Genomic DNA, 24,933 nt, shown 5'->3' with positions numbered 1-24,933 from the left:
GTCCCCCCGTGCGAGATGCGGTGGCCGGTGCCGCTTCCCATGAGGAGAAAGGCTGCGCCCATGGCAGACGCCAAGGTCCTGGAAGCCCAGAAGTGGGTCAACGCCACCTATGGCAACGTCAACGGCTACGTCCGCTGCCCCGAGGACGGCCGCACCGGCTGGTCCACCATGAACGCGCTGGTGATGGGGCTCCAGCACGAGCTGGGCATCGATCCGGTGGTGGCCTCCTTCGGCCCCACCACCGTGGCCAAGTTCGCGGCCCTGGGGGACATCGGCTTCGGCTGGGACAAGAACCGCAACATCGTCGCCGTCCTCGAACACGCCCTGTTCTGCAAGGGCTACTGGGCCGTCGAGCCGGACAGCTACGGCTGGTTCACCGGGGTGACCCGGGAGGCCGTCAAGAGCCTGCGGTCCAACATGGGCATCCCCGAGGGCGACGGCACCATCAACGCCAAGATCGCCAAGTGCATCCTCAACATGGACGCCTACGTGGTCGTGGCCGGCGGCACCGACAAGATCCGCGGCATCCAGCAGTGGCTCAACGGCCGCTACTGGCAAAAAGACGCCTACAACATCGGCCCCTGCGACGGGATCTACTCCCGCGACGTGCAGAAGGCCCTGATGGTCGCCCTCCAGTACGAGCTGGGGCTCACCCCCACCGGCAACTTCGGCCCCGGCACCCAGGCCGGGCTCAAGGCCCACCCCCTCAAGCAGGGCGACTCCGGCATCTTCGTCCAGCTCTTCACCGCCGCCTGCGTCTTCAACGAGCCGGTCATCGTCCACGGCCTCGACGACCAGGAGGTGCGCACCACCTTCAAGGACACCTACGACGCCAAGACCACCGAGTACGTCCAGTTGTTCCAGAAGTTCTCGCAACTGCCCGACACCAGCGGCAGCGGCGACTACCAGACCTGGGCCCAGCTCCTGGTCTCCATGGGCGACCCGGACCGGGAGGCGCACGGCTGCGACACCCGCTTCGAGATCACCGCGTCCCGCGGCAAGTGGCTCTACGACAACGGCTACCGGATCGTCGGCCGCTATCTGTACGACCCGCCGGGGTCCACCCTCGACAAGGAGATCAAGCCCGGTGAGCTGAAGACCATCTTCGACTCCGGGCTGGCCGTCTTCCCCATCTACCAGGACAACGCCCGCCAGCTGGCCGACTTCACCTACACCACCGGCTACCAGCACGCCCTCAACGCCCACAAGCTCGCCACCGGCTACGGCTTCAACCGGGGCACCACCATCTATTTCGCCTGCGACTACGACGCCACGCAGGAGGAGATCGACGGCTCGCCGCAGGGCATCGTCGCCTACTTCAACGGCGTGTCGGCCGGCCTGGCGAGCCAGGGCAAGAAGTACTTCCACGGCGTCTACGGCTCCCGCAACGTGTGCACCAACGTCACCCGCAAGACGCTGGCCCGCTACTCCTTCGTCTCCGGCATGTCCTGGGGCTTCTCCGGCAACCTGGGCTTCCCGCTGCCGGACAACTGGACGGTCAACCAGATCAAGGAGTTCAAGGTCACCAACGGCGCCGACAGCTTCGACCTCGACCGGGACGTCTGGCGTGACGTGCGCAGCGGCGGCGACCCCGGCGCCCGTTCCGTCAACGACAGCGCGGGCCCCGCCGACGCCTTCATCGCCTACGTGGAGAAGCTGTACGGGATGGCCGTGGCCTACGGCGGCGGCAAGAACCCCAGCCAGTTGGTGATGGAGTACATCCGGCACGAGAAGTACCAGGGGATGGCCTGGTGGTGGCTGGCCGGCAGTTACGACTCGGGCTTCGTCGACTACTGCAACAGCCGCGGCATGTCGGTGATGGACTCCTTCAAGGACCCGGTCTCCGGCTACGAACTGGACGCCACCCATCTGATGGCCACCGCCAACGGTTTCCTGGTCAACTCCGACCCCGACGACAAGAAGTCCGCCACCGGCGGCGACATCGCGGGGTGGGGCGGTGACATCATGACGTTCTACGCGGACTGGCGGAACTCGGAGGACCAGTACGCCTCCGGCCACGCGTTCTGCGACGCCAAGCTCGCCAAGCCGGCCGTGGTCTCCAGCTTCGGCTTCACCGACATGGTGGAGGACGCCGACGGCTACCTGCTGGCGAAGGCGGTCGCGGGCAACCAGAACGTCGTCGACTGGGTCAAGGCCCACTACAACAACGGCGGCGCCCTGCACCGTTTCCGTGCCAACTTCGACCGCCGCTGGCAGACCGCCGACAACTGCAAGCAGTCCTGCTGGAACATCCTCACCGCCGCCGACGACTTCACCGTGGACCTGGCCCGCAAGAAGCTCATCATGGCCTCGGGCGCCATGCTCCCGTCGGTGATGATCAACCTGCCCGGCGGCAGCGACAAGCTGGACTCGTTCTGCCTGGGCTTCAGCGACCGCATGCTCGCCCTCATCGGCCTGGAGAACAGCCTGGCCGCCACCTACCGCCGCAACCTGCGCACCTACCTCCAGGCCGCCCGGGAGCGGGCCGCCGTACGAACCGAGCACTGAGGCACCGTCACCATCGTGAGTTTCGTCGTCATCGCCGTCATCGCCCTGCCCGTGTTGTGGTTGTGGGGCAGGCCGCTGTTCACCGGAGGCTGGAGGTCGCCCGGCTGGTTCGCCGGGACGGCCGGGCTCTGTCTCGTCCTGACCGGCGTCACCTGGCTCGTCGGTGCCCTGTCGGGTACCTCGCTGAGCCGGGAGAAGTCCTGCCACGCGGCGGGCGCCGACTACGACCGGGCCTACCAGCACGACCACTGGCGGGAGGCCTCGCGATGGTTCCCCCTGCACAACAAGTGCAACGCCACCTACGACCTGGTGCCGGCGTGGGTCAACCCCACGCTGGTGGCGCTGCCGGTGGCGGCCGTCGTCTGCGCGGGCGTGGCCGTCCGGCTGGCGGTCGCCGACCGACGAACCAAGGAGGGCACAGCGTGAACGAGCTGTCCAGGCGTCACTTCGTCAGCGCCACCGCCGGTGTGGCCGGTGCGCTGGCCATCGGGTCCCTCGGCGCGGCCCCGGCGTCCGCCGCCCCGGCCGCCGCCCGGCCCGCGACCTGGACCTGGAGCGGTCCGCGGTCCGCCAACGGCTGGGAGATCCTGCGCGAGGCGCGGCAGTTCCACGTCGAGGGGAGCGACCAGGGCGTCCGCCTCGCCGCGGGCGACACCGCGACGATCCTGCTGCACGTCGCACGCCGCTTCCACTACGAGATCGACCGGCTGCGCGACGGTGACCTCCACGGCCACCGCACCTCCCGCCGGGTCGGCGCCCGTTACGAGTCCAACTACCTGTCCGGCACCGCCGTCGAGATCAGACCCCTGGCGTATCCGCTGGGCGTCAAGGGGGGCTTGTACCCGGCCCAGTTGACGGTGGTCCGCGACATCCTCGCCGAGTTGGAGGGGGTGGTGGCGTGGGGTGGTGACTTCACCGTCCCCAAGGAGTCGCACTTCGAGATCGCCTACGCCCCGGGCCACCGCGAGGTGACCCGGATCGCCCGGACGATCACCGGGTGGAACACCGGCCCCGGCAACGCGGGCGCGGGCGCCACCGACGCCTTCGACCCCGGCCGGCAGGCCCGCGCCCGGTCGTTCGCCCGGCGCCACGCGGCCAGGTCCTGACCCAGGCCCTCGGTACCACGGCGAAGAGGGCGAGGTCAGCGCGGTGTTCCGATCCGCCGACACCCCGCCGGACATCGTCTCGCCCGCCGGCACCACCACCCACTACCTGGCCGGCCACGCCACCACCCAGGGCGAGTTCGGGCTCTACAAGGTGGACATGGCCCCGAAGGCACCGAGGACCGCTGATGCTGTTCACGCCGGGCGCGCCGCGCGAGGAGTACTTCGAGCGCGTAGCGGAGTCCGCACGGCGCGGCCGGGAGGAGCTGAAGGGGTTCCAGGTCCGGCACGACGGCTTCTTCCCGGACATGATGGACGACGCCGGCGAGCGGTGACCGGCGCCGGACGATCCGCGGTACGGGTCCGCCCCGGGCGCCCCGGGACGGACCCGTACCCGGCCGGGCGGTCAGGCGACGACGAGTTCGACCGGGATGTTGCCGCGCACGGCCTTGGAGTACGGGCAGTAGGCGTGGGCCTGTTCGACCAGGGCGCGGCCGGTCTCGTCCCGCAGGTGCGCCGGGAGTTCGACGCGCAGGGTGACCGCGAGGCCGAAGCCGCCGTCGGTGTCCTTGCCGATGGAGACCTCGGCGGTGACACGGGTGTCCTTGGTGTCGGTGCGGGTGCTCCGGCCGACGGCGCCCAGCGCGCTGGCGAAGCAGGCGGCGTACCCGGCCGCGAAGAGCTGCTCGGGGTTGGTCCCCGCGCCGTCGCCGCCGAGCGCGGGCGGGAAGGCGAGCGGCAGGTCGAGGTGTCCGTCGGAGCTGACGGCCCGGCCGTCCCGGCCGCCCGCGGTGGCGGCGGCGGTGTAGATGGCGTCCATGGTGACGTTCCCTTCGGATGAGCATTTAAGTTGCGCGCAACTCAATTGCGCACAACTGAATAGTACACTCGTCTCCATGTCCGGTACCGCAGCCCACCAGGAATCCGCGCCCGACCTGCTCCGGCTCGACGTGCAGATCTGCTTCGCCCTGCACTCCGCCGCCCGCGCCTTCGGCGGCGTCTACCGGCAGCTGCTGCGGGAGACCGGGCTGACGTATCCGCAGTACCTGGCGATGATGGCGCTGTGGGAACACGGCGAGATGCCGGTCAAGCGCCTGGGCGAGCTGCTGCGCCTGGACTCGGGGACGCTCTCGCCGCTGCTCAAGCGGCTCGACGCGGCCGGTCTGGTCCGCCGCGACCGCAGCCCGGAGGACGAGCGCTCGGTGATCGTCACCCTCACCGCGGCCGGCCGCGCCCTGCGCGAGAAGGCCGCCCCCGTCCCGCTCGCCGTCGCCCGGACCACCGGACTGACCGTCCGCGAAGCCGTCGAACTGCGCGACACGCTGGAACGCGTCACCGACGCGCTCGACGCGGCGGCCCGGGCCGGGGTGGCCGTCGACGACGACACCCCGGCCGTCTGCGGCGACTAGCCGAGCGCGCGCTCAGCGGGCCGCGCTCGGAGTGCGACGGCGCGCGGCGAGCCGGGAGAGGACGCCGGTACGGGTCGGGCGCGCCCGGCGGTAGCGGCGGGCGGGCCGCGCGCCGGGAACGGGCGCCTCGGCCGCCGAGGGCGTGACCGGAGCCGGTGACGACCGGTCGTCGCGGACGGGGATGTCCGGGAGCCGTTCGACCGCCGCCGCCAAGGGGGCGGTGTGCGGGTCACCGGCGGCCTCGTCGAGCGCCGCGCGCAACGCCGCGGTGTTGGTCGGACGGGCCTGCCGCAGCAACTCCAGCCCCTCGGCGGTGACGTCGGTGTAGATGCCGCGGCGGTCGGTGGGGCACAGGTAGCGGGAGAGCAGCCCGCGGTCCTCCAGCCGGCTGACCAGGCGGGTGGTGGCGCTCTGACTGAGGACGACGGCCGTCGCGAGGTCCTTCATCTGGAGGTGGCCGCCCTCCCCGTCGTGCTGCCGGCTGAGCACTTCGAGCAGTGAGTACTCGCGCACGCTCAGCCTGTGTCCGGCCTGGAGCGCGCGTTCTATGCGGCCCTCGATGCGCTGGTGCAGCACGGTCAGCGCGCACCAGCTGTGGGCCAGGGTGGTCAGGGCCGGGTCCGTTGCGGTCATGGCGTCCCTCCGGCGGGCCGAGGGCGGCGGGCGGTCCGCGTCCGTCGCCAGTCTCCTCATGATGTAACGCGTGGACCACTATAGCGCGCTTGCAATTAACCCGCGCATACAATTATTGTGGAAGCTCGCAAGGCTCGCACGGTTTGACTGCTCGCACGGACAGACCGGTCGCACGGCCCGACCCGGCCGGATCGGCCGAAGACCAACGCCCTCGCTTCGAAGGAATGACCCCTCATGCCACTCGCGCTCCTGGCCCTCGCGATCGGGGCCTTCGGGATCGGCACCACCGAATTCCTGATCATGGGCCTGCTGCCCGAGGTCGCCGGCGACTTCGGGGTCTCGGTGCCCACCGCCGGCCTCCTGGTCACTGGCTACGCGCTCGGCGTCGTCATCGGCGCCCCGCTGATGACGGTGCTCGGCACCAAGATCTCCCGCAAGCGGATGCTCATGCTGCTGATGGGGCTCTTCGTGGTGGGCAACGTGCTCTCCGCGGTGGCCCCGGTCTTCGCGGTGATGCTGCTCGGCCGGATCGTCGCCTCGCTGGCCCACGGCGCCTTCTTCGGCATCGGCTCGGTGGTCGCCGCCGAACTGGTCGCGCCGGAGAAGAAGGCGGGCGCGATCTCGATGATGTTCACCGGGCTCACCATCGCCAACGTGGTCGGCGTACCGCTGGGCACCTTCGTCGGCCAGAGCGCCGGCTGGCGGGTGACCTTCCTCGTCGTCGCCGCGCTCGGCGTGGTCGGTCTGGCCGGTGTCGCCAAGCTGGTGCCCGACGTGCCCAAGCCGCAGGGCGTACGGCTGCGCCACGAACTGGCGGCGTTCAAGAACCTCCAGGTGCTGCTCGCCATGGCGATGACCGTGCTCGGCTTCGGCGGGGTCTTCGCCGCCATCACCTACATCGCCCCGATGATGACCGGGGTGGCCGGCTACGCCGACTCCTCGGTGACCTGGCTGATGGTCCTCTTCGGCGCGGGCATGGTGGCCGGCAACCTGCTCGGCGGCAAGTTCGCCGACCGGCGGCTGATGGCCATGCTCTACACCGCGTTCACCGGCCTCGCCGTGGTGCTGGCGCTCTTCACCGTCGGCGCCCACGACAAGATCGCCTCCGCGGTCGCCGTCTTCCTGGTCGGCGCCCTCGGCTTCGCCACCGTGCCGCCGCTCCAGAAGCGCGTCCTCGACCAGGCGCACGGCGCTCCGACGCTGGCCTCGGCCGCCAACATCGGTGCCTTCAACGCCGGTAACGCGCTGGCGGCCTGGCTGGGCGGCGTGGTGATCTCCGCCGGGCTCGGCTACACCGCGCCCAACTGGGTCGGCGCGCTGATGGCCGCCTCCGCGCTGGGCCTTGCCGTGGTCTCCACCCTGCTGGAGCGCCGCGCCGGCCACCACGGGGAGCGCGTCGTCGCCGGCGGAACGCCCCTCCCCCGGCCGTCCGCCGACACCCCCGTCACCTCCGGCGCCCGCCACTGACCCCGGGCCTCGTAGCCGTCCGGCCGGATCCGGCGCGGAACCCCGCGCACCGGCCGGGCACCCGCGACCCGCACCCCGGAGTCGGCACCACCGAAGGAGAACCGGAATGTCCCCCGTCCCCCACGTCACCCTCAACAACGGCGTCACCATGCCGCAGCTCGGCTTCGGTGTCTTCCAGGTCCCCGACGAGGAGACCACCGCCGCGGTCACCGCCGCCCTCCAGGCCGGTTACCGCAGCGTCGACACCGCCGCCGTCTACGGCAACGAGGCCGGCGTGGGCCGCGCCCTGGCCGCCTCCGGGGTGCCGCGCGAGGAGCTGTTCGTCACCACCAAGGTGTGGAACGCGGACCACGGCTACGACGCCACGCTGCGGGCGTTCGACGCCTCGCTGGCCAAGCTGGGCCTGGACCACCTCGACCTGTACCTGATCCACTGGCCCACCCCGGCCCGGGACAGCTACCCCGACACCTGGCGGGCGCTGGAGAGGCTGCTGGCCGACGGGCGCACCCGGGCGATCGGCGTCTCCAACTTCCAACCCGCCCATCTGGAGCGGCTGTTGGACACCTCCGGCATCGTCCCCGCCGTCAACCAGGTCGAGCTCCACCCCGGCCTCCAGCAGCGGGAACTGCGTGCCTTCCACGCCGCGCACGGCATCGTCACCGAGGCGTGGAGCCCGCTCGCCCAGGGCGCCGTGCTCGACGACCCGGCGATCACCGACATCGCCGCCCGCCTCGGCCGCACCCCCGCCCAGGTCGTCCTGCGCTGGCACCTCCAGTCGGGCAACGTGGTCATCCCCAAGTCGGTCACCCCGGCGCGGATCCGGCAGAACCTCGACGTGTTCGGCTTCGACCTCTCCCCCGCCGACCTCGACGCCGTCGCCGGCCTCGACCGGGCCTTGCGCACCGGCCCGGATCCGGACACGTTCAACTGAGCCCCGTGAGGCGGACGATCTCCCCGGTCTCCAGCGCCACGTAGAGCGCGCCGTCCTGCCCGATGGCCAGGCCGTGGGGTTCGGAGCCGGGGGCGGGCAGATCGTACTCGCGCACGCCGCCGTCCGGGGAGACGGCGGCGACGCGGTTGGCGCCCCACTCGGTGAGCCAGCAGGTGCCGTCGGGGGCGGCGGTGATGGCGTGCGGCCGGGCGGCGCGGTCGGGCAGCGGGAACTCGGTGACCTCGCCGTCCGTGGTGATCCGCCCCACCTGGCCGGCGCCGATCTCGACGAACCACAGGGCGCCGTCCGCACCGCACGTGATGCCGACCGGTCCGGCGCCCGGGGTGGGGAGCGGGTGGACGGTGGCGGTGCCGTCGAGCGCGATCCGACCGACGGCTCCGGCCTGGTTGAGGGTGAACCACAACGCGCCGTCCGGACCGGCCGTGATCGCCGACGGGAACGCCCCGCGGACCGGCAGCGGGAACTCCGTCACCCGGCCGTCGGTGGTGACGCGGCCGATCCGGTCGGTGTGCATCTGCGTGAACCACAGCGCCCCGTCAGCGCCCGCGGCGATCCCGAACGGACCGCAGTCGGCGCTGGGCACGGCGAACGAGGTGACGTCACCGGTGACCGTGATCCGCCCCACGCGGTGGTCCCGGGAACGGGTGAACCACAGCGCCCCGTCCGGCCCCGACGTGATGACCGAGGGCCCGCAGGACGCGGAGTCCAGCGGGAACCGGTCGACCCGGCCGTCGGTGGTCAGGCGGCCGATCGCCCCCGCGTGCACCAGGGTGAACCACAACGCGCCGTCCGGACCCGCGGCGATCGCGTACGGACCGGCCGCCGCGTCGGCGACCGGGAAACGCGTGATGGCGGGGACAACTGGCCGCAATTCCATGCTCCTTGCTGTGTGTTCCGAGCACGCTGACACAACGTCAGCTTCGGTGGGGACGGTGGTGTCACATCCGCAGTGCGGCGGTACCGCTGTCCGCCAGCTCCACCCGGCTGCCGCGCCAGCGTTCCCGCAGCCTGCGGTCGTGGCTGACCACCACCAGCGCGCCCGGGAACCCGGCCAGGGCCTCCTCCAACTCCTCGACCAGGGCCGGGGAGAGGTGGTTGGTCGGCTCGTCCAGCAGCAGGACGTCGGCGGGCGCGGTGACCAGCCGGGCCAGGGCGAGGCGCTGCCGCTGACCGGTGGAGAGCCGGGTGACCGGGGTGTCGAACCGGTCGGCGGTGAACAGGCCGAGGGCGAGCAGCCGTTCGGCGTGTTCCTCGGCGGTACCGGCCCGGCCGCGGGCGAACGCCGCGAGCAGCGTCTCGCCGGGGCGGCCGGGGGGCGGCTCCTGGGACAGGTAGCCGATCCGGCCGCGCCGGGACACGCGTCCGCCGTCGGGGGCCAGTTCACCGGCGAGCACCCGCAGCAACGTGGTCTTGCCCGCGCCGTTGGCCCCGGTGATCAGCACCCGTTCCCCCGCCGTGACGGTGAGGTCGGTGGCGGCGAGGCGGCCGGTGACGGTGATGGCGGCGGCGTCGAGCACGGCGCCTTGCGGGTCTCCGGCCGGCCGTGGTGCCGCGGTGAACCGCAACGGTTCGGGCGGGGCCGGCACCGGGTCGGCGAGGAGCCGGCGCAGCCGTTCCTCCGCGTTGCGCACCCGGCTCGCCACGGACTGCTGGACGCGCCCGGCGGCCCGCCCGTACGCCATCTTGTTGCGGTCGGTCATCGCCCGGCCGGGGGCGACCCGGCGGGCGGTGGTGGCCGCCGTCTCCCGCAGCCGGTCGGTCTCGGCCCGCCACTCGTCGTACGCCTGCGCCCAGCGCTGCCGGGCCGCCGCCTTCTCGGCGAGGTAGCCGGCGTAGCCGTTGCCGTAGCGGAAGACCTGGCGGCGGTCGGCGTCCACCTCCAGCAAGGTGGTGGTGACGTGTTCCAGGAAGGCCCGGTCGTGGGAGACCGCCACCGTGGTGCCGCGCCGGGTGCTCAGATACGTCTCCAGCCAGGTGAGCGCGGAGGCGTCGAGGTGGTTGGTGGGTTCGTCCAGCAGCAGCACCTCGGGGCCGGACGCGAGGACGCAGGCGAGCCGCAGCCGTGCCTGTTCGCCGCCGGACAGCCCGCCGACCACACGGTCCCGGGGCAGGTGGCCGAGGCCGAGCCCGTGCAGGGCGCGCTCCAGGCGGGCGTCGGCCTCGTAGCCGCCACGCAGCTCGAAGACGGTGAGCAGGTCGCCGTACTCGGCCAGGGACGAGGTGTCACCGTCGGCCATCCGCGCTTCGAGATCGCGCAGACGGGCTTCGACGGCGCGCAGTTCGCCGAGGGCGTGGTCGACGACCTGCGCGACGGTGACGTGCGGCGGCAGTTCGCCGTCCTGGGCGAAGTAGCCCACGCCGCCGGTGGCGTGGAGGACGATCTCGCCGCTGTCGGGCTGCTCCGGTCCGGCGAGCAGGCGCAGCAGCGTGGTCTTGCCGGAACCGTTCTCCCCGATGATCCCGGTGCGCTCACCCTCGGTGAGCGAGCAGGTGACCGAGTCGAGCACGACCTGGCCCTGGTATGCCTTGGTGACGGCGAGGGCGGTGATCTGCGTAGGCATGCGGATACTCCGAAGCATTCGTGGTCGATGCGACCGGGCACGGCCGCGTGGACGGATGAACGCTCCGAATGAGCATCGGCTAACTCCTGGGGGCGACAGCAACGACCCGATGATGATCTCGCGCCCTCTCGGCCCCGGGCAACCGGTTTTTCCGGCCCGGTGCTCCGGGGCTCCTCCCGCCGTCCCGGCGTTCGTCGACGGCGCCGGGACGGCGGACGGGGGTCAGCCTCCGTGCGCCGTGAGCGTGTAGCCCTCCGGGCCCTCGAAGGAGAACATCGGCCCGAACGGGCTCTGGGTGATCGGGGTGAGGATCGTGACCCCGGCGGCGACCAGCTGGTCGTGGAGCTTGTGGGCGTCCTGCGTGCGGAACCACATCACCACGCCGAGGCCGGGCCGGGCGACGGCGTCGAGGTCCACGCCGGGGAGCGGCTCCCGCAGGGCGAACGGCGTCGGCTCGGTGTCGAACACGACCGCGTGCGGCGGCGAGACCTGGGCCCGGCGCAGGCCAAGGTGGCGCTCGCAGAACGCCGCCGCCGCCTCCAGGTCACGGACTTGCAGGGCGACGAAGTCGGGGCCGTCGATGGTGACAGACATGGGTCTTCCTCGATTCACATGTCAGAACTTTGACATACCCGAGGCTAGGATCCTCCGGCCGCTATGTCAAAATGCTGACATGAAGAAGACCACCCCGACGCAACCGCGCCACTCCGCGGACGAGGTCACCAATCACGTGGGCTACCTGCTCAAACGCGCCCAGGCCGCGCTGCGCGGCGCCATGGACAAGGTGCTGCGCGAGCACGGGCTGACCGTGCCGCAATACGCCACCCTGGAGCTGCTGGCCCTGCACCCCGGCATGTCCAACGCCGACCTCGCCCGCGCCACCTTCGTCACCCGGCAGTCCGGCAACGTCGTCCTGCGCGGCCTCCAGGACGCCGGCCTCATCACCCGCCCCACCGCCCCCGACCACGGCCGCGCCCGCCCCGCCCACCTCACCGAAGAGGGCCGCGCCCGCCTCGCCGCCGTCCAGACCGCGGTCTACGCCGTCGAACAACGCATGACCGAGGCCATCCCCTCACATCGCATGACCGCGCTCCTCGCCGACCTCGACCGCATCGCCACGGCTTTGGTGGAGTGACCGGCGGCGCTCACTCCACGGGGCTGGTACGGAATCGGCGGCGGTATTCGGTCGGTGTCGTGCCGAGCCGACGGCGGAAGGCCCGGACGAGGGCTTCCGTTCTAGTGGTCGTCGCAACACCCCAGTTCAGGGGATGCTGCGATGGACTTCAAGATCCGGGAGATCCGGACGGTGGCTCAGGGGCCCAAGAAGCTGCTGCGTGAGCGGGAGGCATACTCCCAACTCATGCAGCAGGGCCTGAGCAACAAAGAGGCGTGCCGGATCGTCGGTATCAACGAGAAGACCGGCCGGCGATGGCGGAACGGCCGCAGCGCGGACCGCCGGCAGAAGGCGGCGCCACCGATCCACGCGGTGGTGCCGCCTTCTGGTCCGTCCCGGTACCTGCGCGAGGACGACCGGATCTACATCGCCGACCGGCTGCGGGAGAAGGCCACGGTTCGGGCGATCGCGGCCGAGCTGGGCCGCAGCCCGTCGACCGTCAGCCGCGAGATCCGCCGCAACCGGCATCCGGGCAACGGCCAGTACCGACCACACGCAGCCCAGGCCCGTGCCGATGCCCGCCGGCCCCGCCCCAAGCCGGGGAAGATCAGCCAGAACCCCGAACTGCGGCGCTTCATCCAGGATCGCCTGCATCTACGGTGGAGCCCCGAGCAGATCTGCCAGGCTCTGCGGGCACAGTTCCCCCAGCGGCCGGAGATGCACGTGGTCCACGAGACGGTCTACCAGGCCCTCTATGTCCAGGGCCGGGGAGAGCTGCGCCGCGAGCTGGCCCGCGCCCTGCGGACCGGCCGCGCCCGGCGCAAGCCTCGCCGCCAGGCCCAGCAGCGCCAACCGCGGTTCTCCACTCCCATGGTGATGATCAGCGAACGGCCCGCCGAGGCGGAAGACCGGGCCGTGCCCGGCCACTGGGAGGGCGACCTCATCATCGGCAAGGACGGAGCCTCCGCCATCGGCACCCTGGTCGAACGAGCCACCCGCTACGTCATGCTCCTGCACCTGCCCGACGGCCGCAGCGCCGAGCACGTCCGTGACGCCCTGACTGACACCGTCCAGACGCTGCCCGCCCACCTGGTGCGCTCGCTGACCTGGGACCAAGACGCGGAGATGGCCGCGCACGGCGCGTTCACCATCGCCACCGACATCCCGGTCTACTTCTGCGATCCGGCCAGCCCCTGGCAGCGCGGCTCCAACGCGAACACCAACGGCCTGCTGCGGCAGTACTTCCCCAAGGGCACCGACCTGTCCGTCCACACCCGCGAGCACCTGCACGCCGTCGCTGCCGAACTCAACGGCCGCCCACGCAAAACGCTCGGCTGGGAAACCCCAGCCGAGCGCCTGCATAAACTGCTCGCGGCCTGATCAACACGACCACGTGTTGCGACGACCCCTAGAAACCGCCGGGTGTCGGTGGTGCCGAATCCGTTCGCCGTGGCGACGCGCTCGACGGTGGCGTCGGTGGTTTCCAGCTGGTTGCGTGCCTGCTCGACGCGGACGGACTCGATGTAGGCGTGTGGTGTCGTGCCCAGCTCGGTCTTGAAGATCCGGGTGAGGTGCCGGTCGCTGACGTGGGCGTGTTCGGCGAGGTGGGCGACGGTGAGCGGGGCGGCGAGGTTGCGCAGGATGTAGTGGCGCAGTTCCTCGACGCGCCGGGTCGTGGCGACCTGTTCCAACGGGACGCTGAACTGGCTCTGGCCGCTTGGCCGTTTGAGGTACATCACCAGTTGCCGGGCGACGCGGAGTGCGACCGCTTCGCCGAGGTCGTCGGCGATGAGGGCGAGTGACAGGTCGAGACAGGCGCTGATCCCCGCGCCGGTCCACACGTTCCCGTCGCGGATGAAGATCGGGTCGGCGTCCACCTCGACCGCCGGGTGGTCGGCTTCGAGTTGCCGCGCGGTGGACCAGTGCGTGGTGGCCCGTTTGCCGTCCAGGAGCCCGGCGGCGGCGAGGACGTGCGCCCCGACGCAGACGGAGGTGACCCTCCGGGCGCGGGGCGCGAGTTGTGCCACCCGCTTCACCACGGCCGGATCGACCAGCGGGCGCACCCGGTGGTCACCGTCCGCCTCGACCGAGCCCGGCACGATCAGCGTGTCGACGCTCCTGGCCGACAACGCCTCGAAGGTCACGTCGGGCAGCACCCGGACCCCGGCCGCGGTGACGACAGGGTCCATGGTCTCGGCGGCGAGCACCACACCGTACCCCGCCGCCTCCTCCGTCTCACGGCGCGCGAGATGGAACACCTCCGGCGGCCCCGTGACGTCGAGCAGGTCGACGCCTTCGAAGAGAACGATGACGATCAGTCGTTCCACGGTGTTCACGCGCCCCCCAACGGCCGTGCAACCACGATGTCGGTTTCTGCATGGTAGACGTCATTGCCGACGCCCTGTGCCGGGCCATAGCGTCGGTGTCTCCCCACTCCTACGTCCTCAAGGCGGTATCCCATGCCCGGAACGACGCTGCGCCGGCTCAACGGCTTCGACGACACCCCCGCGAAGCTCGCCGACTCCACCCTGGTGCTGATCGACTACCAGAACACCTACACCACCGGCGTGCTGGAACTCGACGGCTGGCAGGCCGCCCTCGACGCCGCCGCCCGGCTGCTGGCCCGGGCCCGCCCGGCTGCTGGCCCGGGCCCGCCGGGAAGGCGCCACCGTCTTCCACGTCGTCAACGACGGCGGCGAAGGCACGCCGTACGACATCCGGGCCGACATCGGCCGCATCCACCCCCGCGTGGCCCCGGCCACCGGCGAACCCGTCGTCGTCAAACAGGCCCCCGACGCCTTCCACGCCACCGACCTCGGCCGCCTCGTCGACGAGGCCGGCCACAACGACCTCGTCATCGCCGGATTCATGACCCACATGTGCGTCGCCTCCACCGCCCAGGGCGCCTTCCTCCGCGGCAACCGCCCCACGGTCGTGGCCGACGCCGGCACCACCCGCCCCCTGTCCGTCACCGGCACCCAACTCACCGCCCGCCAGCTCCACCTCGCCGCCCTCGCCACCATCGGCGACCTGTACGGGGTGGTGGTGCCGTCGCCGGAGGACGTCGGATGAGGGGTCGACGGCGTGCCGCGGGGGGCGGACTGCGGGAAGATCCGTCACGCCTGCGGGTACTCCTCCCCGAGCGTCGCCCCGGCACCGGCCGCGCGCGGTACGGTCGCTTCCACCGCCTCGTACTGGTCCTTGCGGGTCGGGCGCCGCCCCTGATCACGCCACGCCCGTGCGTCCGTCTCCCGTGACGCATGGGTGGGTGACATCGCTCGTGGCTCTGCGGGCCCGCGAGACCCCAGCACGGGCCGTCGGCCTTCGACCGTGAGGTGTACATGCGGCGCGGGTTCAGTGCCCGATGCCGTCCAGTTCGGCCACGTCCTGGTCGGAGAGGGAGAGTCCGGCGCCTGCGATGTTCTCGCGCAGGTGGGCGGTGGACGAGGTGCCGGGGATGAGGAGGATGTTCGGTGAGCGTTGCATCAGCCAGGCGAGCGCGACCGACATCGGTGTCGCCTTCAGCCGGCTCGCGACCCGGGAGAGGGCGTCGGACTGGAGCGGTGTGAAGCCGCCCAGCGGGAAGAACGGCACGTAGGCGATGCCCTCGGTGGCCAGGTGATCGACGAGGGCGTCGTCGTGGCGGTGGGCGAGGTTGTACATGTTCTGCACACACACGACCGGGGCGATGCCGCGCGCCTCGGCGACCTGCTCCGCGGTGACATTGCTGACACCGAGGTGACGGATCAAGCCGTCCCGTTGGAGGTCGGCGAGCGTTTCGAAGGCTTCGGCGATCGAGCCGGGTTGAGGGCCCTGGGCGTCGCCCATGCGCATGTTGACCAGGTCGAGGGTCCCGACACCGAGGGAGTCGAGGTTCTCGTGGACCTGCTCGCGCAGGTCTTCGGGGCGCCGGGCCGTGGGCCAGCCACCCTGCGCGTCGCGGGTCGCGCCCACCTTGGTGGCGATGAACAGCGACTCCGGGTAGGGGTGCAGCGCTTCGCGGATCAGCTCATTCGTGATGCGCGGCCCGTAGGCGTCGCTGGTGTCGATGTGGGTGATCCCGAGGCCGACCACCTCGCGCAGGACAGCCAGGGCGTTGTCGTGGTCGGCGGGCGGCCCCATGACCCACGGGCCGGCCAGTTGCATCGCGCCGTACCCGAACCGGGTGACGGTCGAATCTCCCAGCGTCCAGGTCCCGCCGGGAAGATGAGGTGTGAAGGTGGTGGTCGCCATCGCAGTGCCTTTCGCTTCTTGCCAGGGGTGGTGTCTCCCTCGCCCTTGCACCAGCATGGGAGATGCGCTTCCCGACGGGAAGTAGGCACCTGGAAGTGCGTAACTACCTCAGACGTTGGCGGTGGCATCAGTGACGACGAAGGCCGACAAGAAGACGCAGGCCAAGGCGGAATACAACGCGTTCCTGGCGGTGTGCCCCAGCCGTCAGCTCCTCGACCGGATCTCGGACAAGTGGGTCGTCCTGATCCTGTGCGCACTGGGTGATGACGCGTCCGGACAACCCGGCGCCTCGCACGGCCCCAGACCGATGCGCTACTCCGAACTCGCCCGGCTGCTGGCCGGCGTCAGCCAGAAGATGCTGACCCAGACCCTACGAGCCCTCGAACGCGACGGCTTGCTCACCCGCACCGTGACACCCACCGTCCCCGTTACCGTCACCTACGAGCTGACCGACCTCGGCCTCTCACTCCACCACTTGACACGCGGGCTCAGGCAATGGGCGCAGACTCACATGGACCAGGTCCTCACCAACCGCGAGCAACACGACGCAGGAGCTTCCTAGACGTGGGTCGGTAACGGGCAATCGCCCAGCACGACAGGGGATGACCGTACGGGTGAGACCCGATGAGCCTCTGCACCTGGTACGCCGACACCGCTTTCCGGCTCAGTCGGCTCCGACCGCCAGGCCGTGCGGCGGCCACACCGCCCGCGCCCGACACCGTACAGTCCCCCCATGACCCACCCCACGCCGTGGCGCGAGACCCAACGCCACGTGATCTTCAGCAAGTTCGGACGGGCCGTGGACAGGGTCCGCTTCGAACTGCCCGACGGCAGGAAGGAGGAGTTCTACCTCAAGCGCGAGCGCCCGGCCGGTGCGGTGCTCGCCCTCACCCCCGACCGGCGCGTCGTACTCGCCCGCCAGTACCGGCCCGGCCCCGCCCGGGTGCTGTACGAACTCCCGGGCGGCTACGTGGAACCCGGGGAGCGGGCGGTGGAGGCCGTCACGCGGGAGTTGCTGGAGGAGACCGGCTACTCCGGCGAAGTGCGGCCGGCGGGGGCGTACTGGCACGATGCCTACTCCGACGTCCAGAAGTACGCCTTCGTCGCCACCGACTGCGTCAGGGTCGGCGCACCGACCCCGGAACGCACCGAGTTCATCGATGTCGTCACGCTCACCCTTGAGGAGTTCCGCACCGGCGTGCTCCGCAAGGGCGAGCTGACCGACGCCGCCGCGGCGTACCTCGCGCTGGAACGGCTGGAGCTCCTGTGACCCGGAAGACCCGGTGGTGAACCGGCACCCCGCACGAAGCTCACCCCTCCCTCCCCCGCTCCCCCGGCCAGTCCAGCTTCAGGCGTTCCGCCCTGGGGAGGCCGGCTACCACGAGGTCGTAGGAGTCCTCGATGAGTTCCTCGATCAGGGGTCGGGGAGGGAGCCGTCCAGGGTGAGGGTGTTCCAGTAACGCTTGTTGAGGTTCGGCTCGGACCTGCGGTGTTGCCCGGGCATTTAGCATGCCTTCTCGGCCGTATTCCCCAAGCTTCCGTCAAGCTACCGCTACTGAACGGCATTTCAAATCCTTGGCCAAACCCTCGCGCAGGGCTGCCGTGTGGGCACCAGCCGTGAGGCCGCCTCAGAAGCGTCCGCGGAACTACCGCTACCGCAGCGCTGCTTGTGCCATTGGCCGGGCCCTCACTCGGAGCTACTGCCGCTTGACCCGCCCGCCGTCTCTCCGCGACTATGACGACTGGACCAGTCCACTAGTCATCAGAGGGACGACATGGCACTCCCGAAGTACGAGCAGATCGCCGCAGACCTGCGCGGCCGGATCGTCCGTGGCGAGCTGCGCCCCGGCGACGCCATCCCGAGCGAGCGGGAGTTGACGGAACGCTGGTCCGTCGCTCGCGCCACCATCGTCAAGGCGCTGGAGATCCTGCGCCAGGAAGGGCTCATCGAGACCCGGCAGGGCACCGGTTCGACCGTGCGGGACCGCATGGCCCTGGCCCGTACCGCCGGTGAGCGGTACAAGACCTCGGTGACCACCGGCTACATCTACACGGCCGGCGAGCACGCGGACATCGTGAGCGCCGAGCGGGTTCCTGCCCCGGAGGACGTGGCAGCAGCCCTCGACGTGGAGGCGGGCGCCGAGGTGGTGCGGCGCCAGCGCGTCACCTTCGAGGGCGAAACCCCGACCGCCACGTCGGTGTCGTGGTTCAGCGCCGAGGTGGCCGAAGCCGCGCCGCGCCTGCTCCAGCGGGAGCGCATCCGCGAGGGCACGACCCGTTACGTGGAGATGCAGACCGGACGGCGCCCGCACACGGGCCGCGACTGGTGGACGGCACGGCTGGCCACCGACGCGGAGTTGGAGCTGCTGCGCCTGGACGGGCCGGCCGCGGTCTCGGAGGTGAGGCACGTCGCGTTCTGCCAGGACGGCCGACCGCTGACGTACGAAGTGGGCATCACCCCGGCGGGCCGCTGGTCGCGCACGGAGGAGTACAGCATGCAGCCGTGACGCTGATCTGGCGTCAACTTGCGTAGGGGCCCCCTCAGCTCGAGGGGGCTTCTTTGCGTCCGCAGGCTTGACCTGACTGCTCCACCGGTGGACTATTCCAGTACGGAGGGTGTGTGGCCAATCACACCCTTAGCGTACTGGAGTCCACATGACCACTGATCTTTGCACGGTGGCGTTCGTCTACGACCGATACTTCACCGGCCCCCGGGACATCCTGCGGCAGCGGGCACAGACCTGCGCGGCCTACGCCGACAAGCAGGGGTGGGAGATAGGCGGCTGGTTCGTGGACACCGGCGACGCCGCGTTGCTGCTCAACCAGCGGCCGAACTTCGAGCGGCTGATGCGCGCCATCGCGGCGGCCGACCGGGGCCGGCCGCGGGTATGCCTCGTGCTCGACTGGGACCGGATCAGCAACGACCGGGCCAAGCGCGGCATCCTCGTACGCCGCCTCCTCGGGCTCGGCGCCCGGGTCGAGACGTGCTTCGGCGAACGGATCCTGCCCGATGGCCGGACCGAGCCGGCCGGGTTGCTGTCGGGCGTGCCGCTGCTGCGGTGAACGGATGCTCCTGGTGCCACACGAACGACCCCGACGCAGACATCGTCCTGATCGGATTCGAGGACGGCGCCACCATCGTCGGCCCCGCCTACTACGCCTGCCGCAACTGCCGGTTCGACCACCGGCTGATCCCGCTCGCGGAAAGCCCGTTCACCGACGGACTCCCACCAGCCTGGTACACCGACGTGCTCCCGGGATCGAAACCGGACTGCATGTACGCCTGCCCACCGGCGCCACGGCACCGGATCGTCCGGTGGGACTGACCTGCTCGCGCACCCCGTGAGCCGCCGGCGCCCCGGGCGGAGAGCACCGTCCCGCGCGGGGTGCCGGCCACCAGCACCACCCCCACCCAATCCGCTCGACCAGCAGGAGGACGAACCATGCCTGTACGCATGCTGCCCAGCGTGCCGGACGTCGCCCAGGGCGCCCACCAGATCCTCATCGACTGGAAGGCGGCTCCCGGCTTCGCCGCGCTCCGCGACGCCACCCTGGAATACTCCAGCGACTGGCAGTGCTTCACCGGCTTCCCGGTCCTCGACCAGTGGCGCCTGGAGACCGACGCCGCGCCGCTGTTCGAGGAAGGGCTGCGGGCCCTCGCCCTCAAAGCGGCGGTCTACGAGCTGACCCGGCGACGAGGTGGCCGCCGAGATCGCCATTGCGGTCCCTGTGGACGAGATGACGCACGCCATGCTCGCGCAGGCCCAACTCCTCAGCCGCATCGCCCAGAACGCGGACTTCACGGTCATCCACCAGACCGACCAGGAACACACCGACTACCGCACCGGCGGGTACACCCACCAGTGCTACCGCGACGCGTGGGGCGAGCCCCCGGCCCGCTACTGGCTCGACCACGACGAGGTCACCCGGCGCCGCGAGCACCTGGCCGCACTGTACGCCTCCATCGGCATGGACCGCTCCGGCCGGGAGCACAGCATCACCTTCGCCGCGGCCTAGCCGAGGGCGGCCCGCAGCACCGCCACCACGTCCGTACCGGGGTCGGCGGCGAGCAGCAGCTTCGTGGCCTGCTCGATCACCTCGGTGCACGCTTCCGGTGGTGCTGCGGCCACCGCGGTCCGTACCCACGCCGGGACGTCGGCGGCCGACGCCGGCGGCGGGGTCTGCCACGGCAGCGGCACCCCGCCGCTGGCGTACGGCGCGGGGGGCAGGCCGACGCGCTCGGGGTGCACGCACACCGGCACCCCGAGCGCGGTGAAGCGGTACCCGGTGGCCGGGTCGAACGGACAGTCCCGGCTCGGCTTGGACACGACGTCGAACTGACCGCCGGGATACCGCAGCGACGGACACACCCCGCACACCAGCCGCCCGCCGCCGTCCATCGTGAACGGCTTGCCGCCTTCCTGCATCCCCATCGCCTCCCCGGTCGGCAGCACGGTAGCCGATCCGGCGGCCGGGCGGCGCAGCAACCGAACGAGTACAGAACGGAGAAGGCCACCCGTGGCCACACCCCGATCCACCCCGAGCAGGTACACATATCAGGGGCGCACGGTGCCCTACATCACCACCTGGTCGAACGAGTTGCATCCCGCCAGGGCCCTCGTTGCCCGGCGCGGTCGAGACGGTCTGTTCCTGGGATACGAGGACGAGACCCCCTACGACCGGGACCCGCTAGGCGTGTTGTGGGTACGGCAGGGCATCGCCCGTGGCAAGGGGACTCCGGAGTGGGCTGCCGTGCACTCTCTGCGGCAGCGGCGTGCCATCTACGGTCTGCTCTGCCAGGTGTGCGGCGAATCCACCCTCGACGGCGTCAACGAGCAGCAGTTGTACCTCATGCACGCGGCCGGCGGCCGACAGATCGAGGACGGGGAGCGTACGTCATCGCCCCCGGTACATCCGGCCTGCGCGGTTGAGGCGATCAAGGCGTGTCCGGCGCTGCGGGCCGGCGGCTACGTCGCCGCCTGGGTGCGGGCCTCACTGCCGTGGGGGGTCGCCGGGACCCTGCACGACTTGGGGGACCCCGCCCATTCCTCCACTCCTGCGAAGGTCGCCTACGAATCCCCTGGGATCGCATGGATGTTGGCCTACCACAAGATCATCTCATTCCACGGCGTCACCCCAGTCTCACCGGACGAGTTGCGGGATCTCGCGGCGTCCGCCTGATGACTCCGTCGCCGCCCGGCGTACCTGGGAAGGCGGTCGGGCGACGACGGTCCCGGGCCTGACAGCCCCACTTGAGCACCCGGTCCGGCCGGAGAGCCCTGCGCAGGCCGAACGGCCGAACCGGACCGACCGGCACGCCCGGACCGGACGCGCACGGTACATGCACGACGGACGCGGAGACGCACTCCGCATGATCAGCACGAGAAAGGGATGAGCATGTCGTCAACGTTCATCACCGCACAGGTCGGCGAGTCGCGCGAAGTCCGCGCCGAGAACTGCCCGAACTGCGGAGGTCCGCTCGCCGTGAACCAGGATGGCTGGAAGATCTGTCACGCCTGCGGGTACTCCTCCCCGAGCGTTGCCCCGGCACCGGTCGCGCGCGGTACGGTCGCTTCCACCGTCTCGTAGGAGGTGAGCCGTGGGCGGTACCCGAGTGATGGTGCTGACGACGCTCGTCGGTTCGGCGGAGGTCTGGCAGGACCCCTTCGCGGTCGATGCCAAGGCCCAGCACGACGTGTGCACCGGATGGGCCGCGGAGCGCGGTTACCAGGTCGCCGAGTGGGTGATCTGTTCCAACCAGCCCACGGACAAGGCGGTCGAGCGGATCGGGCAGGTTGACGTGGTGGTCGCCGCGAGCCCGCGGTTGCTGGACCTGGCGGTCGCCGACGTCGGGGGTTTCACCGCAGCCTGCCGCAGCGCCGGCGTGCGGGTGGAGACGGTGGAGTACCCGGACCCGTCGTACACCGAGGCCGAGCGCGAAGACCTGTACTGGTCCTTGCAGATCGGGCGCCGTCCCTGATCACGCCATGCCCGTGCGTCCGTCTCCGAGGCACCGGGCGGGGCACTAACTCCTCGTGGCTCAGCGAGGCGGAGCATCCGGCGTCCGGGGGCCGGGAGGTCGCCGGTCCGACCCCGGGCGAGGGGGCCGGAGGTCGGGTTCCGCCCCCCCCCCCCGGCCAGTCCAGCTTCAGGCGTTCCACCCTGGGGAGTCCGGCTACCACGAGGTCGTAGGAGTCCTCGATGAGTTCCTCGATCAGGGGGTCGGGGAGGGAGCCGTCCAGGGTGAGGGTGTTCCAATGGCGTTTGTTGAGGTGGTAACCGGGGGCGATGGCGGGGTGGGTGGCGCGGAGGCGGAGGGCGAGTTCGGGGTCGCATTTGAGGCTGACGGTCAGGGGTTGGTTGTCCAGGGCGGTGAGGGCGAACATCTTGCCGCCCACCTTGAAGACGGACAGGGAGGGGCTGCTGGGGAACGGGAAGTCCTCGTACGCGCCGGTGAGGGCGAGGCAGGCGGCCTTGAGGTGGTCGGGAGTCATGACGTCAGTGTGGCGGATGCGCCGTCGTCGGTGATCATCGTGTGAATTTGCGGGCCCGCGCCCACGCCCAGCGCAGCAGGCCCGCGGTGGCCGCGAGGCTGACGGCGCAGGCGGCCGGGACGGCGGGGCCGTCGGGGCGGTGGAGCGCCAGCGTGTAGGGGACGCACAGTACGGCGAGTGTGGCCAGCGGGCCGGAGCAGTACCACAGCAGATACAACAGGGGGCCGGCGCTGCCGGTGGGGGTCTGCGCCGGGGAGAGCAGCAGGTGCTGGCGTCCGGCGCCGCGGCAGGCGTTGACCAGGGCGGCGGCGATCAGCGCCGGTACCGCGGCCGGTGCCAGCGTCGCGCGCCAGCCGCCACCGCACAGCACCACCGCGACCACCACCGGCACCGACAGCAGCAGTCCCAGCACGGCCGGCACCACGAGGTGACGCATCATCAGATTCGGGAAACGGTACGGTGCCCAGGAGGCCCGCCGGGTGTCGTCGGTCTCCAGCCGGGCGGGTTCCAGCAGTTGGGTGATGGCCCAGTAGCCGAAGGTGAGGGCGGCCAGCACGGCGACGAGCGCGGTGCCGCGGTGCGCGCCCGCGGCGACCACACCGCTCAGCACCGCGAGCACGGTGGCCGGTACCGTACGCATCGCGCGTCCGGGCGCCCGCAGCAACGCCACCGCGTCCCGCCACGGCACCGCCAACGCCGCCCGGCGCGGAGCGGGCAGCCGTATCCGGCCCACCCGGGCACCACCGGAGGCGCCGGAGGCCACCTGCCGCGCGGTACGCAACTCCACGGTCAGCAACGCGGTCTTCACGCCGGAGGCGGTGCGCGAACGGCGCCGTACCTCCGCCAGCGGGATCGCGCCGGCCGCCCGTACCGCCCACCACGACGCGGCGGCGCCCAGCACCAGCAGCGCCGCCGCGGCCACCGCGCCGCCGGGCACCGCGGCCGGGGTGGGCGACAGCGCCGCCAGCCCCGCCCAGCCCCACGGGCCGGACCACAACTCGACGCGCTCCAGCCATCGCACCGGGTGCCCCAGCACCGCCAGCACGCACTGCGCCACCAGCGCCAGCACGGCGAGGGAGGCCCAGGGCGCCGCGCGCCGGGCCCACCGGGCGGCGCGGCCGTGGCGTTCGACGGCGACCCCGATCACGGTGCCGAGCACCGGCACCGTCGCCGTGCCGGCCAGACACCAGCCGAAGGCGGCCGGCAGCCCGACACCCACGGTGAGCCCGAGCGCCACCATCCCGACCCCGGCCGCGACCACGCCGACGGCCAGCGAGGCGCCCCCCGAGACCCACAGCCACGGCCGCAGCAGCCGGCCGACGCGTACCGGCTGGGTCAGCAGCCAGTCCACGCTCTCCCGGGGCGGCACCACCGGGCCGCGCCACAACGCGTCCCGCGCGGCGAGCACCAGTACCGCCAGGGCCAGCGCGCAGCTCCCGGCGGGCAGCGCCCGCAGCACCGGTTGGCGCAAGCCCGTGTAGTCGGCGCCCAGCGAGGTCTGGAGGAAGAGCCCCAGACTCGGCAGCGCGCCCCAGGCCACCAGGACGAGCACCACGCAGTAGAGGACGTAGCCGATCTCACCGGCCCGCTTGCGGCGGTGCGGGGCGCGCAGCGAACGCAGCAGCCGCAGTGTCTCCTCGGTCCAGTCGTCCTCCTCGGACCAGGCTGCGGCGTGCTCCTCGTCGGCCGGCGGATGGTCGGCGGATCCGGTGGTGGTCTTCACGCCTCGCCTCCCAGCGGTCCGTCGGCGGTCAGGACGTCGTCCGGCGCGCCGTCGGCGACGACCTGGCCGTCCCGCAGCACCAGCGCCCGGCCGGCGGCGCGGCGGGCCAGTTCGGCGTGGTGGGTGACGAGCAGGACGCCGACGCCGTCGGCGGTCTCGGCGGCGATGAGGTCGGCGAGGCGGCGGCGCGCGTCCGGGTCGAGGCGCTGTTCCGGCTCGTCGAGCAGGAGCAGGTCGCGCGGCCTGACCAGGGCGCAGGCCAGCAGCAGTGACTGCAGCTGGCCGGAGGAGAGGGCGGAGGGTACGGCGTCGGCGTGGCCGTCGAGGCGCCGGTCGGCCAGGACGTGGTCGATCCACTCGCCGGCGTCGGCCACCCCGTGCGCGGTGGCCACCAGGCGCAGGTGTTCGCGCACGGTCAGGTCCGGGTAGCAGGCGGCGGTGTCGCCGACCACGGCCACCCGGGCGCGTACCCGGGGGTCGTTCTCGTCCATCGGCGCGCCGTCGAATTCGACCTGCCCCGTGGTCGGGGTGTCCCGGCCGGCCGCGATGCGCAGCAGGGTCGACTTGCCCGAGCCGTTGTGTCCGAGCACGGCGACGCATTCGCCGGCGTCGAGGGTGAGATCGATCGGGTGCAGCACCCGGCGCTGGTGGTAGCTGCGGCTGACGTGCCTCAGTCGCAGTAGTGGCGTGCCCATCGGCCCCCCTGTTGAGGTCACCGCGCCTGTGTACGTCCGTT

At 71.5% G+C, this 24,933-nt stretch carries 26 protein-coding genes and 5 pseudogenes; 18 read left to right on the top strand and 13 right to left on the bottom strand.

The window, feature by feature from the left end; genetic code table 11:
* Positions 1 to 60: 60 nt before the first annotated feature.
* From SCATT_RS32235 to SCATT_RS40825, 4 genes are all read left to right on the top strand, one after another.
* A complete protein-coding gene (locus SCATT_RS32235; RefSeq protein ID WP_014151161.1) occupies positions 61 to 2,508 on the top strand; it encodes a glycoside hydrolase domain-containing protein in 2,448 nt (815 codons plus the stop codon).
* Positions 2,509 to 2,523: 15 nt separating this feature from the next.
* The gene (locus tag SCATT_RS32230) at positions 2,524 to 2,934 is read left to right on the top strand and encodes a hypothetical protein (RefSeq protein WP_014151162.1); all 411 of its coding nucleotides are present in this window, start codon (positions 2,524 to 2,526) and stop codon (positions 2,932 to 2,934) included.
* Positions 2,931 to 3,614: a M15 family metallopeptidase gene (locus SCATT_RS32225; RefSeq protein WP_014151163.1), complete on the top strand. Its 684-nt coding sequence runs from the start codon at positions 2,931 to 2,933 to the stop codon at positions 3,612 to 3,614. The genes SCATT_RS32230 and SCATT_RS32225 overlap by 4 nt, the downstream gene beginning before the upstream one ends.
* A gap of 185 nt (positions 3,615 to 3,799) precedes the next feature.
* Complete coding sequence (locus SCATT_RS40825) at positions 3,800 to 3,946, top strand: hypothetical protein (RefSeq protein ID WP_014626959.1); 147 nt, start codon at positions 3,800 to 3,802, stop codon at positions 3,944 to 3,946.
* A 71-nt stretch (positions 3,947 to 4,017) separates the two neighbouring features.
* Here the strand turns inward: SCATT_RS40825 and SCATT_RS32215 are convergent, their stop codons facing one another.
* A complete protein-coding gene (locus tag SCATT_RS32215; protein ID WP_014151164.1) occupies positions 4,018 to 4,431 on the bottom strand; it encodes an organic hydroperoxide resistance protein in 414 nt (137 codons plus the stop codon).
* Between the two features lie 76 nt (positions 4,432 to 4,507).
* Here SCATT_RS32215 and SCATT_RS32210 point away from each other — a divergent pair, with 76 nt between their 5' ends.
* Positions 4,508 to 5,020, top strand: coding sequence for a MarR family winged helix-turn-helix transcriptional regulator (locus tag SCATT_RS32210; RefSeq protein ID WP_014151165.1), 513 nt, complete (start codon positions 4,508 to 4,510; stop codon positions 5,018 to 5,020).
* A gap of 189 nt (positions 5,021 to 5,209) precedes the next feature.
* On the opposite strand, the pseudogene SCATT_RS32205 reads toward SCATT_RS32210, so the two are convergent.
* Positions 5,210 to 5,653 (bottom strand): annotated as a pseudogene (locus SCATT_RS32205) (MarR family winged helix-turn-helix transcriptional regulator); the annotation flags it as partial.
* A 234-nt stretch (positions 5,654 to 5,887) separates the two neighbouring features.
* Here SCATT_RS32205 and SCATT_RS32200 point away from each other — a divergent pair.
* Together SCATT_RS32200 and SCATT_RS32195 are read left to right on the top strand one after the other, a co-directional pair.
* On the top strand, positions 5,888 to 7,120 hold the full coding sequence (locus SCATT_RS32200; RefSeq protein ID WP_014151167.1) for an MFS transporter: 1,233 nt from the start codon (positions 5,888 to 5,890) through the stop codon (positions 7,118 to 7,120).
* Positions 7,121 to 7,226: 106 nt separating this feature from the next.
* Positions 7,227 to 8,051, top strand: coding sequence for an aldo/keto reductase (locus tag SCATT_RS32195; protein WP_014151168.1), 825 nt, complete (start codon positions 7,227 to 7,229; stop codon positions 8,049 to 8,051).
* Here the strand turns inward: SCATT_RS32195 and SCATT_RS32190 are convergent.
* From SCATT_RS32190 to SCATT_RS32180, 3 genes are all read right to left on the bottom strand, one after another.
* The gene (locus SCATT_RS32190) at positions 8,044 to 8,949 is read right to left on the bottom strand and encodes a Vgb family protein (protein ID WP_014151169.1); all 906 of its coding nucleotides are present in this window, start codon (positions 8,947 to 8,949) and stop codon (positions 8,044 to 8,046) included. The two genes, SCATT_RS32195 and SCATT_RS32190, sit on opposite strands and share 8 nt — an antisense overlap.
* A 61-nt stretch (positions 8,950 to 9,010) precedes the next feature.
* Positions 9,011 to 10,633, bottom strand: coding sequence for a ribosomal protection-like ABC-F family protein (abc-f, locus tag SCATT_RS32185; protein ID WP_014151170.1), 1,623 nt, complete (start codon positions 10,631 to 10,633; stop codon positions 9,011 to 9,013).
* Between the two features lie 222 nt (positions 10,634 to 10,855).
* Complete coding sequence (locus SCATT_RS32180) at positions 10,856 to 11,227, bottom strand: VOC family protein (protein ID WP_014151171.1); 372 nt, start codon at positions 11,225 to 11,227, stop codon at positions 10,856 to 10,858.
* Between the two features lie 79 nt (positions 11,228 to 11,306).
* Here SCATT_RS32180 and SCATT_RS32175 point away from each other — a divergent pair, with 79 nt between their 5' ends.
* Positions 11,307 to 11,768: a MarR family winged helix-turn-helix transcriptional regulator gene (locus SCATT_RS32175; RefSeq protein ID WP_014151172.1), complete on the top strand. Its 462-nt coding sequence runs from the start codon at positions 11,307 to 11,309 to the stop codon at positions 11,766 to 11,768.
* A gap of 225 nt (positions 11,769 to 11,993) precedes the next feature.
* The gene (locus SCATT_RS32170; RefSeq protein WP_407696580.1) at positions 11,994 to 13,127 is read left to right on the top strand and encodes an IS30 family transposase; all 1,134 of its coding nucleotides are present in this window, start codon (positions 11,994 to 11,996) and stop codon (positions 13,125 to 13,127) included.
* On the opposite strand, the pseudogene SCATT_RS37305 reads toward SCATT_RS32170, so the two are convergent.
* A pseudogene (locus SCATT_RS37305) lies at positions 13,115 to 14,083 on the bottom strand (GlxA family transcriptional regulator); the annotation flags it as partial. The gene SCATT_RS32170 and the pseudogene SCATT_RS37305 sit on opposite strands and share 13 nt — an antisense overlap.
* Positions 14,084 to 14,206: 123 nt before the next feature.
* Between SCATT_RS37305 and SCATT_RS37295 the strand changes: the two are divergent.
* Positions 14,207 to 14,819: pseudogene (locus SCATT_RS37295) on the top strand (isochorismatase family protein).
* Between the two features lie 44 nt (positions 14,820 to 14,863).
* On the opposite strand, the gene SCATT_RS38750 reads toward SCATT_RS37295, so the two are convergent.
* A complete protein-coding gene (locus SCATT_RS38750) occupies positions 14,864 to 15,022 on the bottom strand; it encodes a hypothetical protein (protein WP_014626956.1) in 159 nt (52 codons plus the stop codon).
* A gap of 79 nt (positions 15,023 to 15,101) precedes the next feature.
* Positions 15,102 to 15,980: an aldo/keto reductase family oxidoreductase gene (locus SCATT_RS32160; protein WP_014151175.1), complete on the bottom strand. Its 879-nt coding sequence runs from the start codon at positions 15,978 to 15,980 to the stop codon at positions 15,102 to 15,104.
* 130 nt (positions 15,981 to 16,110) lie between these two features.
* Between SCATT_RS32160 and SCATT_RS32155 the strand changes: the two genes are divergently transcribed.
* Both SCATT_RS32155 and SCATT_RS32150 read left to right on the top strand, forming a co-directional pair.
* Positions 16,111 to 16,542 (top strand): winged helix-turn-helix transcriptional regulator, encoded by a 432-nt coding sequence (locus SCATT_RS32155; RefSeq protein ID WP_014151176.1) that lies wholly within the window; start codon positions 16,111 to 16,113, stop codon positions 16,540 to 16,542.
* Positions 16,543 to 16,713: 171 nt separating this feature from the next.
* Positions 16,714 to 17,250 (top strand): NUDIX hydrolase, encoded by a 537-nt coding sequence (locus tag SCATT_RS32150; RefSeq protein ID WP_014151177.1) that lies wholly within the window; start codon positions 16,714 to 16,716, stop codon positions 17,248 to 17,250.
* 40 nt (positions 17,251 to 17,290) lie between these two features.
* On the opposite strand, the pseudogene SCATT_RS37290 reads toward SCATT_RS32150, so the two are convergent.
* A pseudogene (locus SCATT_RS37290) lies at positions 17,291 to 17,484 on the bottom strand (MmcQ/YjbR family DNA-binding protein); the annotation flags it as partial.
* A 271-nt stretch (positions 17,485 to 17,755) separates the two neighbouring features.
* Here SCATT_RS37290 and SCATT_RS32145 point away from each other — a divergent pair.
* From SCATT_RS32145 to SCATT_RS40010, 4 genes are all read left to right on the top strand, one after another.
* Positions 17,756 to 18,487, top strand: coding sequence for a GntR family transcriptional regulator (locus SCATT_RS32145; RefSeq protein ID WP_014151179.1), 732 nt, complete (start codon positions 17,756 to 17,758; stop codon positions 18,485 to 18,487).
* A 148-nt stretch (positions 18,488 to 18,635) separates the two neighbouring features.
* Positions 18,636 to 19,043 carry a recombinase family protein gene (locus SCATT_RS32140; RefSeq protein WP_014151180.1) on the top strand — a complete coding sequence of 136 codons (408 nt, stop codon included), beginning with the start codon at positions 18,636 to 18,638 and terminating at the stop codon, positions 19,041 to 19,043.
* Positions 19,040 to 19,306 carry a hypothetical protein gene (locus SCATT_RS32135; protein ID WP_014151181.1) on the top strand — a complete coding sequence of 89 codons (267 nt, stop codon included), beginning with the start codon at positions 19,040 to 19,042 and terminating at the stop codon, positions 19,304 to 19,306. The genes SCATT_RS32140 and SCATT_RS32135 overlap by 4 nt, the downstream gene beginning before the upstream one ends.
* A 412-nt stretch (positions 19,307 to 19,718) precedes the next feature.
* A complete protein-coding gene (locus tag SCATT_RS40010; protein ID WP_407696581.1) occupies positions 19,719 to 19,997 on the top strand; it encodes a hypothetical protein in 279 nt (92 codons plus the stop codon).
* Here SCATT_RS40010 and SCATT_RS32125 read toward each other — a convergent pair.
* Positions 19,994 to 20,467 carry a hypothetical protein gene (locus SCATT_RS32125; RefSeq protein WP_231904904.1) on the bottom strand — a complete coding sequence of 158 codons (474 nt, stop codon included), beginning with the start codon at positions 20,465 to 20,467 and terminating at the stop codon, positions 19,994 to 19,996. The genes SCATT_RS40010 and SCATT_RS32125 overlap by 4 nt on opposite strands.
* 82 nt (positions 20,468 to 20,549) lie before the next feature.
* Here SCATT_RS32125 and SCATT_RS32120 point away from each other — a divergent pair, with 82 nt between their 5' ends.
* Positions 20,550 to 21,161 carry a hypothetical protein gene (locus SCATT_RS32120; protein ID WP_014151184.1) on the top strand — a complete coding sequence of 204 codons (612 nt, stop codon included), beginning with the start codon at positions 20,550 to 20,552 and terminating at the stop codon, positions 21,159 to 21,161.
* Between the two features lie 418 nt (positions 21,162 to 21,579).
* Positions 21,580 to 21,960 (top strand): hypothetical protein, encoded by a 381-nt coding sequence (locus SCATT_RS32115; RefSeq protein WP_014151186.1) that lies wholly within the window; start codon positions 21,580 to 21,582, stop codon positions 21,958 to 21,960.
* Positions 21,961 to 22,111: 151 nt separating this feature from the next.
* On the opposite strand, the pseudogene SCATT_RS40005 reads toward SCATT_RS32115, so the two are convergent.
* The 3 genes and pseudogenes from SCATT_RS40005 to SCATT_RS32100 all read right to left on the bottom strand — a co-directional run.
* Positions 22,112 to 22,474, bottom strand: a pseudogene (locus tag SCATT_RS40005) (MmcQ/YjbR family DNA-binding protein); the annotation flags it as partial.
* Between the two features lie 34 nt (positions 22,475 to 22,508).
* Positions 22,509 to 24,197: a hypothetical protein gene (locus tag SCATT_RS32105; RefSeq protein ID WP_014151188.1), complete on the bottom strand. Its 1,689-nt coding sequence runs from the start codon at positions 24,195 to 24,197 to the stop codon at positions 22,509 to 22,511.
* On the bottom strand, positions 24,194 to 24,892 hold the full coding sequence (locus SCATT_RS32100; RefSeq protein WP_014151189.1) for an ABC transporter ATP-binding protein: 699 nt from the start codon (positions 24,890 to 24,892) through the stop codon (positions 24,194 to 24,196). Before SCATT_RS32100 ends, SCATT_RS32105 begins: the two co-directional genes overlap by 4 nt.
* Between the last annotated feature and the right edge of the window lie 41 nt (positions 24,893 to 24,933).

Source organism: Streptantibioticus cattleyicolor NRRL 8057 = DSM 46488 (assembly GCF_000240165.1).
In the GTDB taxonomy this organism is placed as follows: domain Bacteria; phylum Actinomycetota; class Actinomycetes; order Streptomycetales; family Streptomycetaceae; genus Streptantibioticus; species Streptantibioticus cattleyicolor.
Note: the sequence above shows the minus strand (reverse complement) of the source record. Positions and strands in the feature narration are given on the sequence as shown.

What these genes read in the sequence shown, in the direction of transcription:
- SCATT_RS32235 (WP_014151161.1), top strand. Translation starts at nt 61, where the DNA reads ATGGCAGACGCCAAGGTCCTGGAAGCCCAGAAGTGGGTCAACGCCACC.
- SCATT_RS40825 (WP_014626959.1), top strand. Translation starts at nt 3,800, where the DNA reads ATGCTGTTCACGCCGGGCGCGCCGCGCGAGGAGTACTTCGAGCGCGTA.
- SCATT_RS32215 (WP_014151164.1), bottom strand. Translation starts at nt 4,431, where the DNA reads ATGGACGCCATCTACACCGCCGCCGCCACCGCGGGCGGCCGGGACGGC.
- SCATT_RS32210 (WP_014151165.1), top strand. Translation starts at nt 4,508, where the DNA reads ATGTCCGGTACCGCAGCCCACCAGGAATCCGCGCCCGACCTGCTCCGG.
- SCATT_RS32200 (WP_014151167.1), top strand. Translation starts at nt 5,888, where the DNA reads ATGCCACTCGCGCTCCTGGCCCTCGCGATCGGGGCCTTCGGGATCGGC.
- SCATT_RS32195 (WP_014151168.1), top strand. Translation starts at nt 7,227, where the DNA reads ATGTCCCCCGTCCCCCACGTCACCCTCAACAACGGCGTCACCATGCCG.
- SCATT_RS32190 (WP_014151169.1), bottom strand. Translation starts at nt 8,949, where the DNA reads ATGGAATTGCGGCCAGTTGTCCCCGCCATCACGCGTTTCCCGGTCGCC.
- abc-f (WP_014151170.1), bottom strand. Translation starts at nt 10,633, where the DNA reads ATGCCTACGCAGATCACCGCCCTCGCCGTCACCAAGGCATACCAGGGC.
- SCATT_RS32180 (WP_014151171.1), bottom strand. Translation starts at nt 11,227, where the DNA reads ATGTCTGTCACCATCGACGGCCCCGACTTCGTCGCCCTGCAAGTCCGT.
- SCATT_RS32175 (WP_014151172.1), top strand. Translation starts at nt 11,307, where the DNA reads ATGAAGAAGACCACCCCGACGCAACCGCGCCACTCCGCGGACGAGGTC.
- SCATT_RS32170 (WP_407696580.1), top strand. Translation starts at nt 11,994, where the DNA reads ATGCAGCAGGGCCTGAGCAACAAAGAGGCGTGCCGGATCGTCGGTATC.
- SCATT_RS38750 (WP_014626956.1), bottom strand. Translation starts at nt 15,022, where the DNA reads ATGTCACCCACCCATGCGTCACGGGAGACGGACGCACGGGCGTGGCGT.
- SCATT_RS32160 (WP_014151175.1), bottom strand. Translation starts at nt 15,980, where the DNA reads ATGGCGACCACCACCTTCACACCTCATCTTCCCGGCGGGACCTGGACG.
- SCATT_RS32150 (WP_014151177.1), top strand. Translation starts at nt 16,714, where the DNA reads ATGACCCACCCCACGCCGTGGCGCGAGACCCAACGCCACGTGATCTTC.
- SCATT_RS32145 (WP_014151179.1), top strand. Translation starts at nt 17,756, where the DNA reads ATGGCACTCCCGAAGTACGAGCAGATCGCCGCAGACCTGCGCGGCCGG.
- SCATT_RS32140 (WP_014151180.1), top strand. Translation starts at nt 18,636, where the DNA reads ATGACCACTGATCTTTGCACGGTGGCGTTCGTCTACGACCGATACTTC.
- SCATT_RS40010 (WP_407696581.1), top strand. Translation starts at nt 19,719, where the DNA reads ATGACGCACGCCATGCTCGCGCAGGCCCAACTCCTCAGCCGCATCGCC.
- SCATT_RS32100 (WP_014151189.1), bottom strand. Translation starts at nt 24,892, where the DNA reads ATGGGCACGCCACTACTGCGACTGAGGCACGTCAGCCGCAGCTACCAC.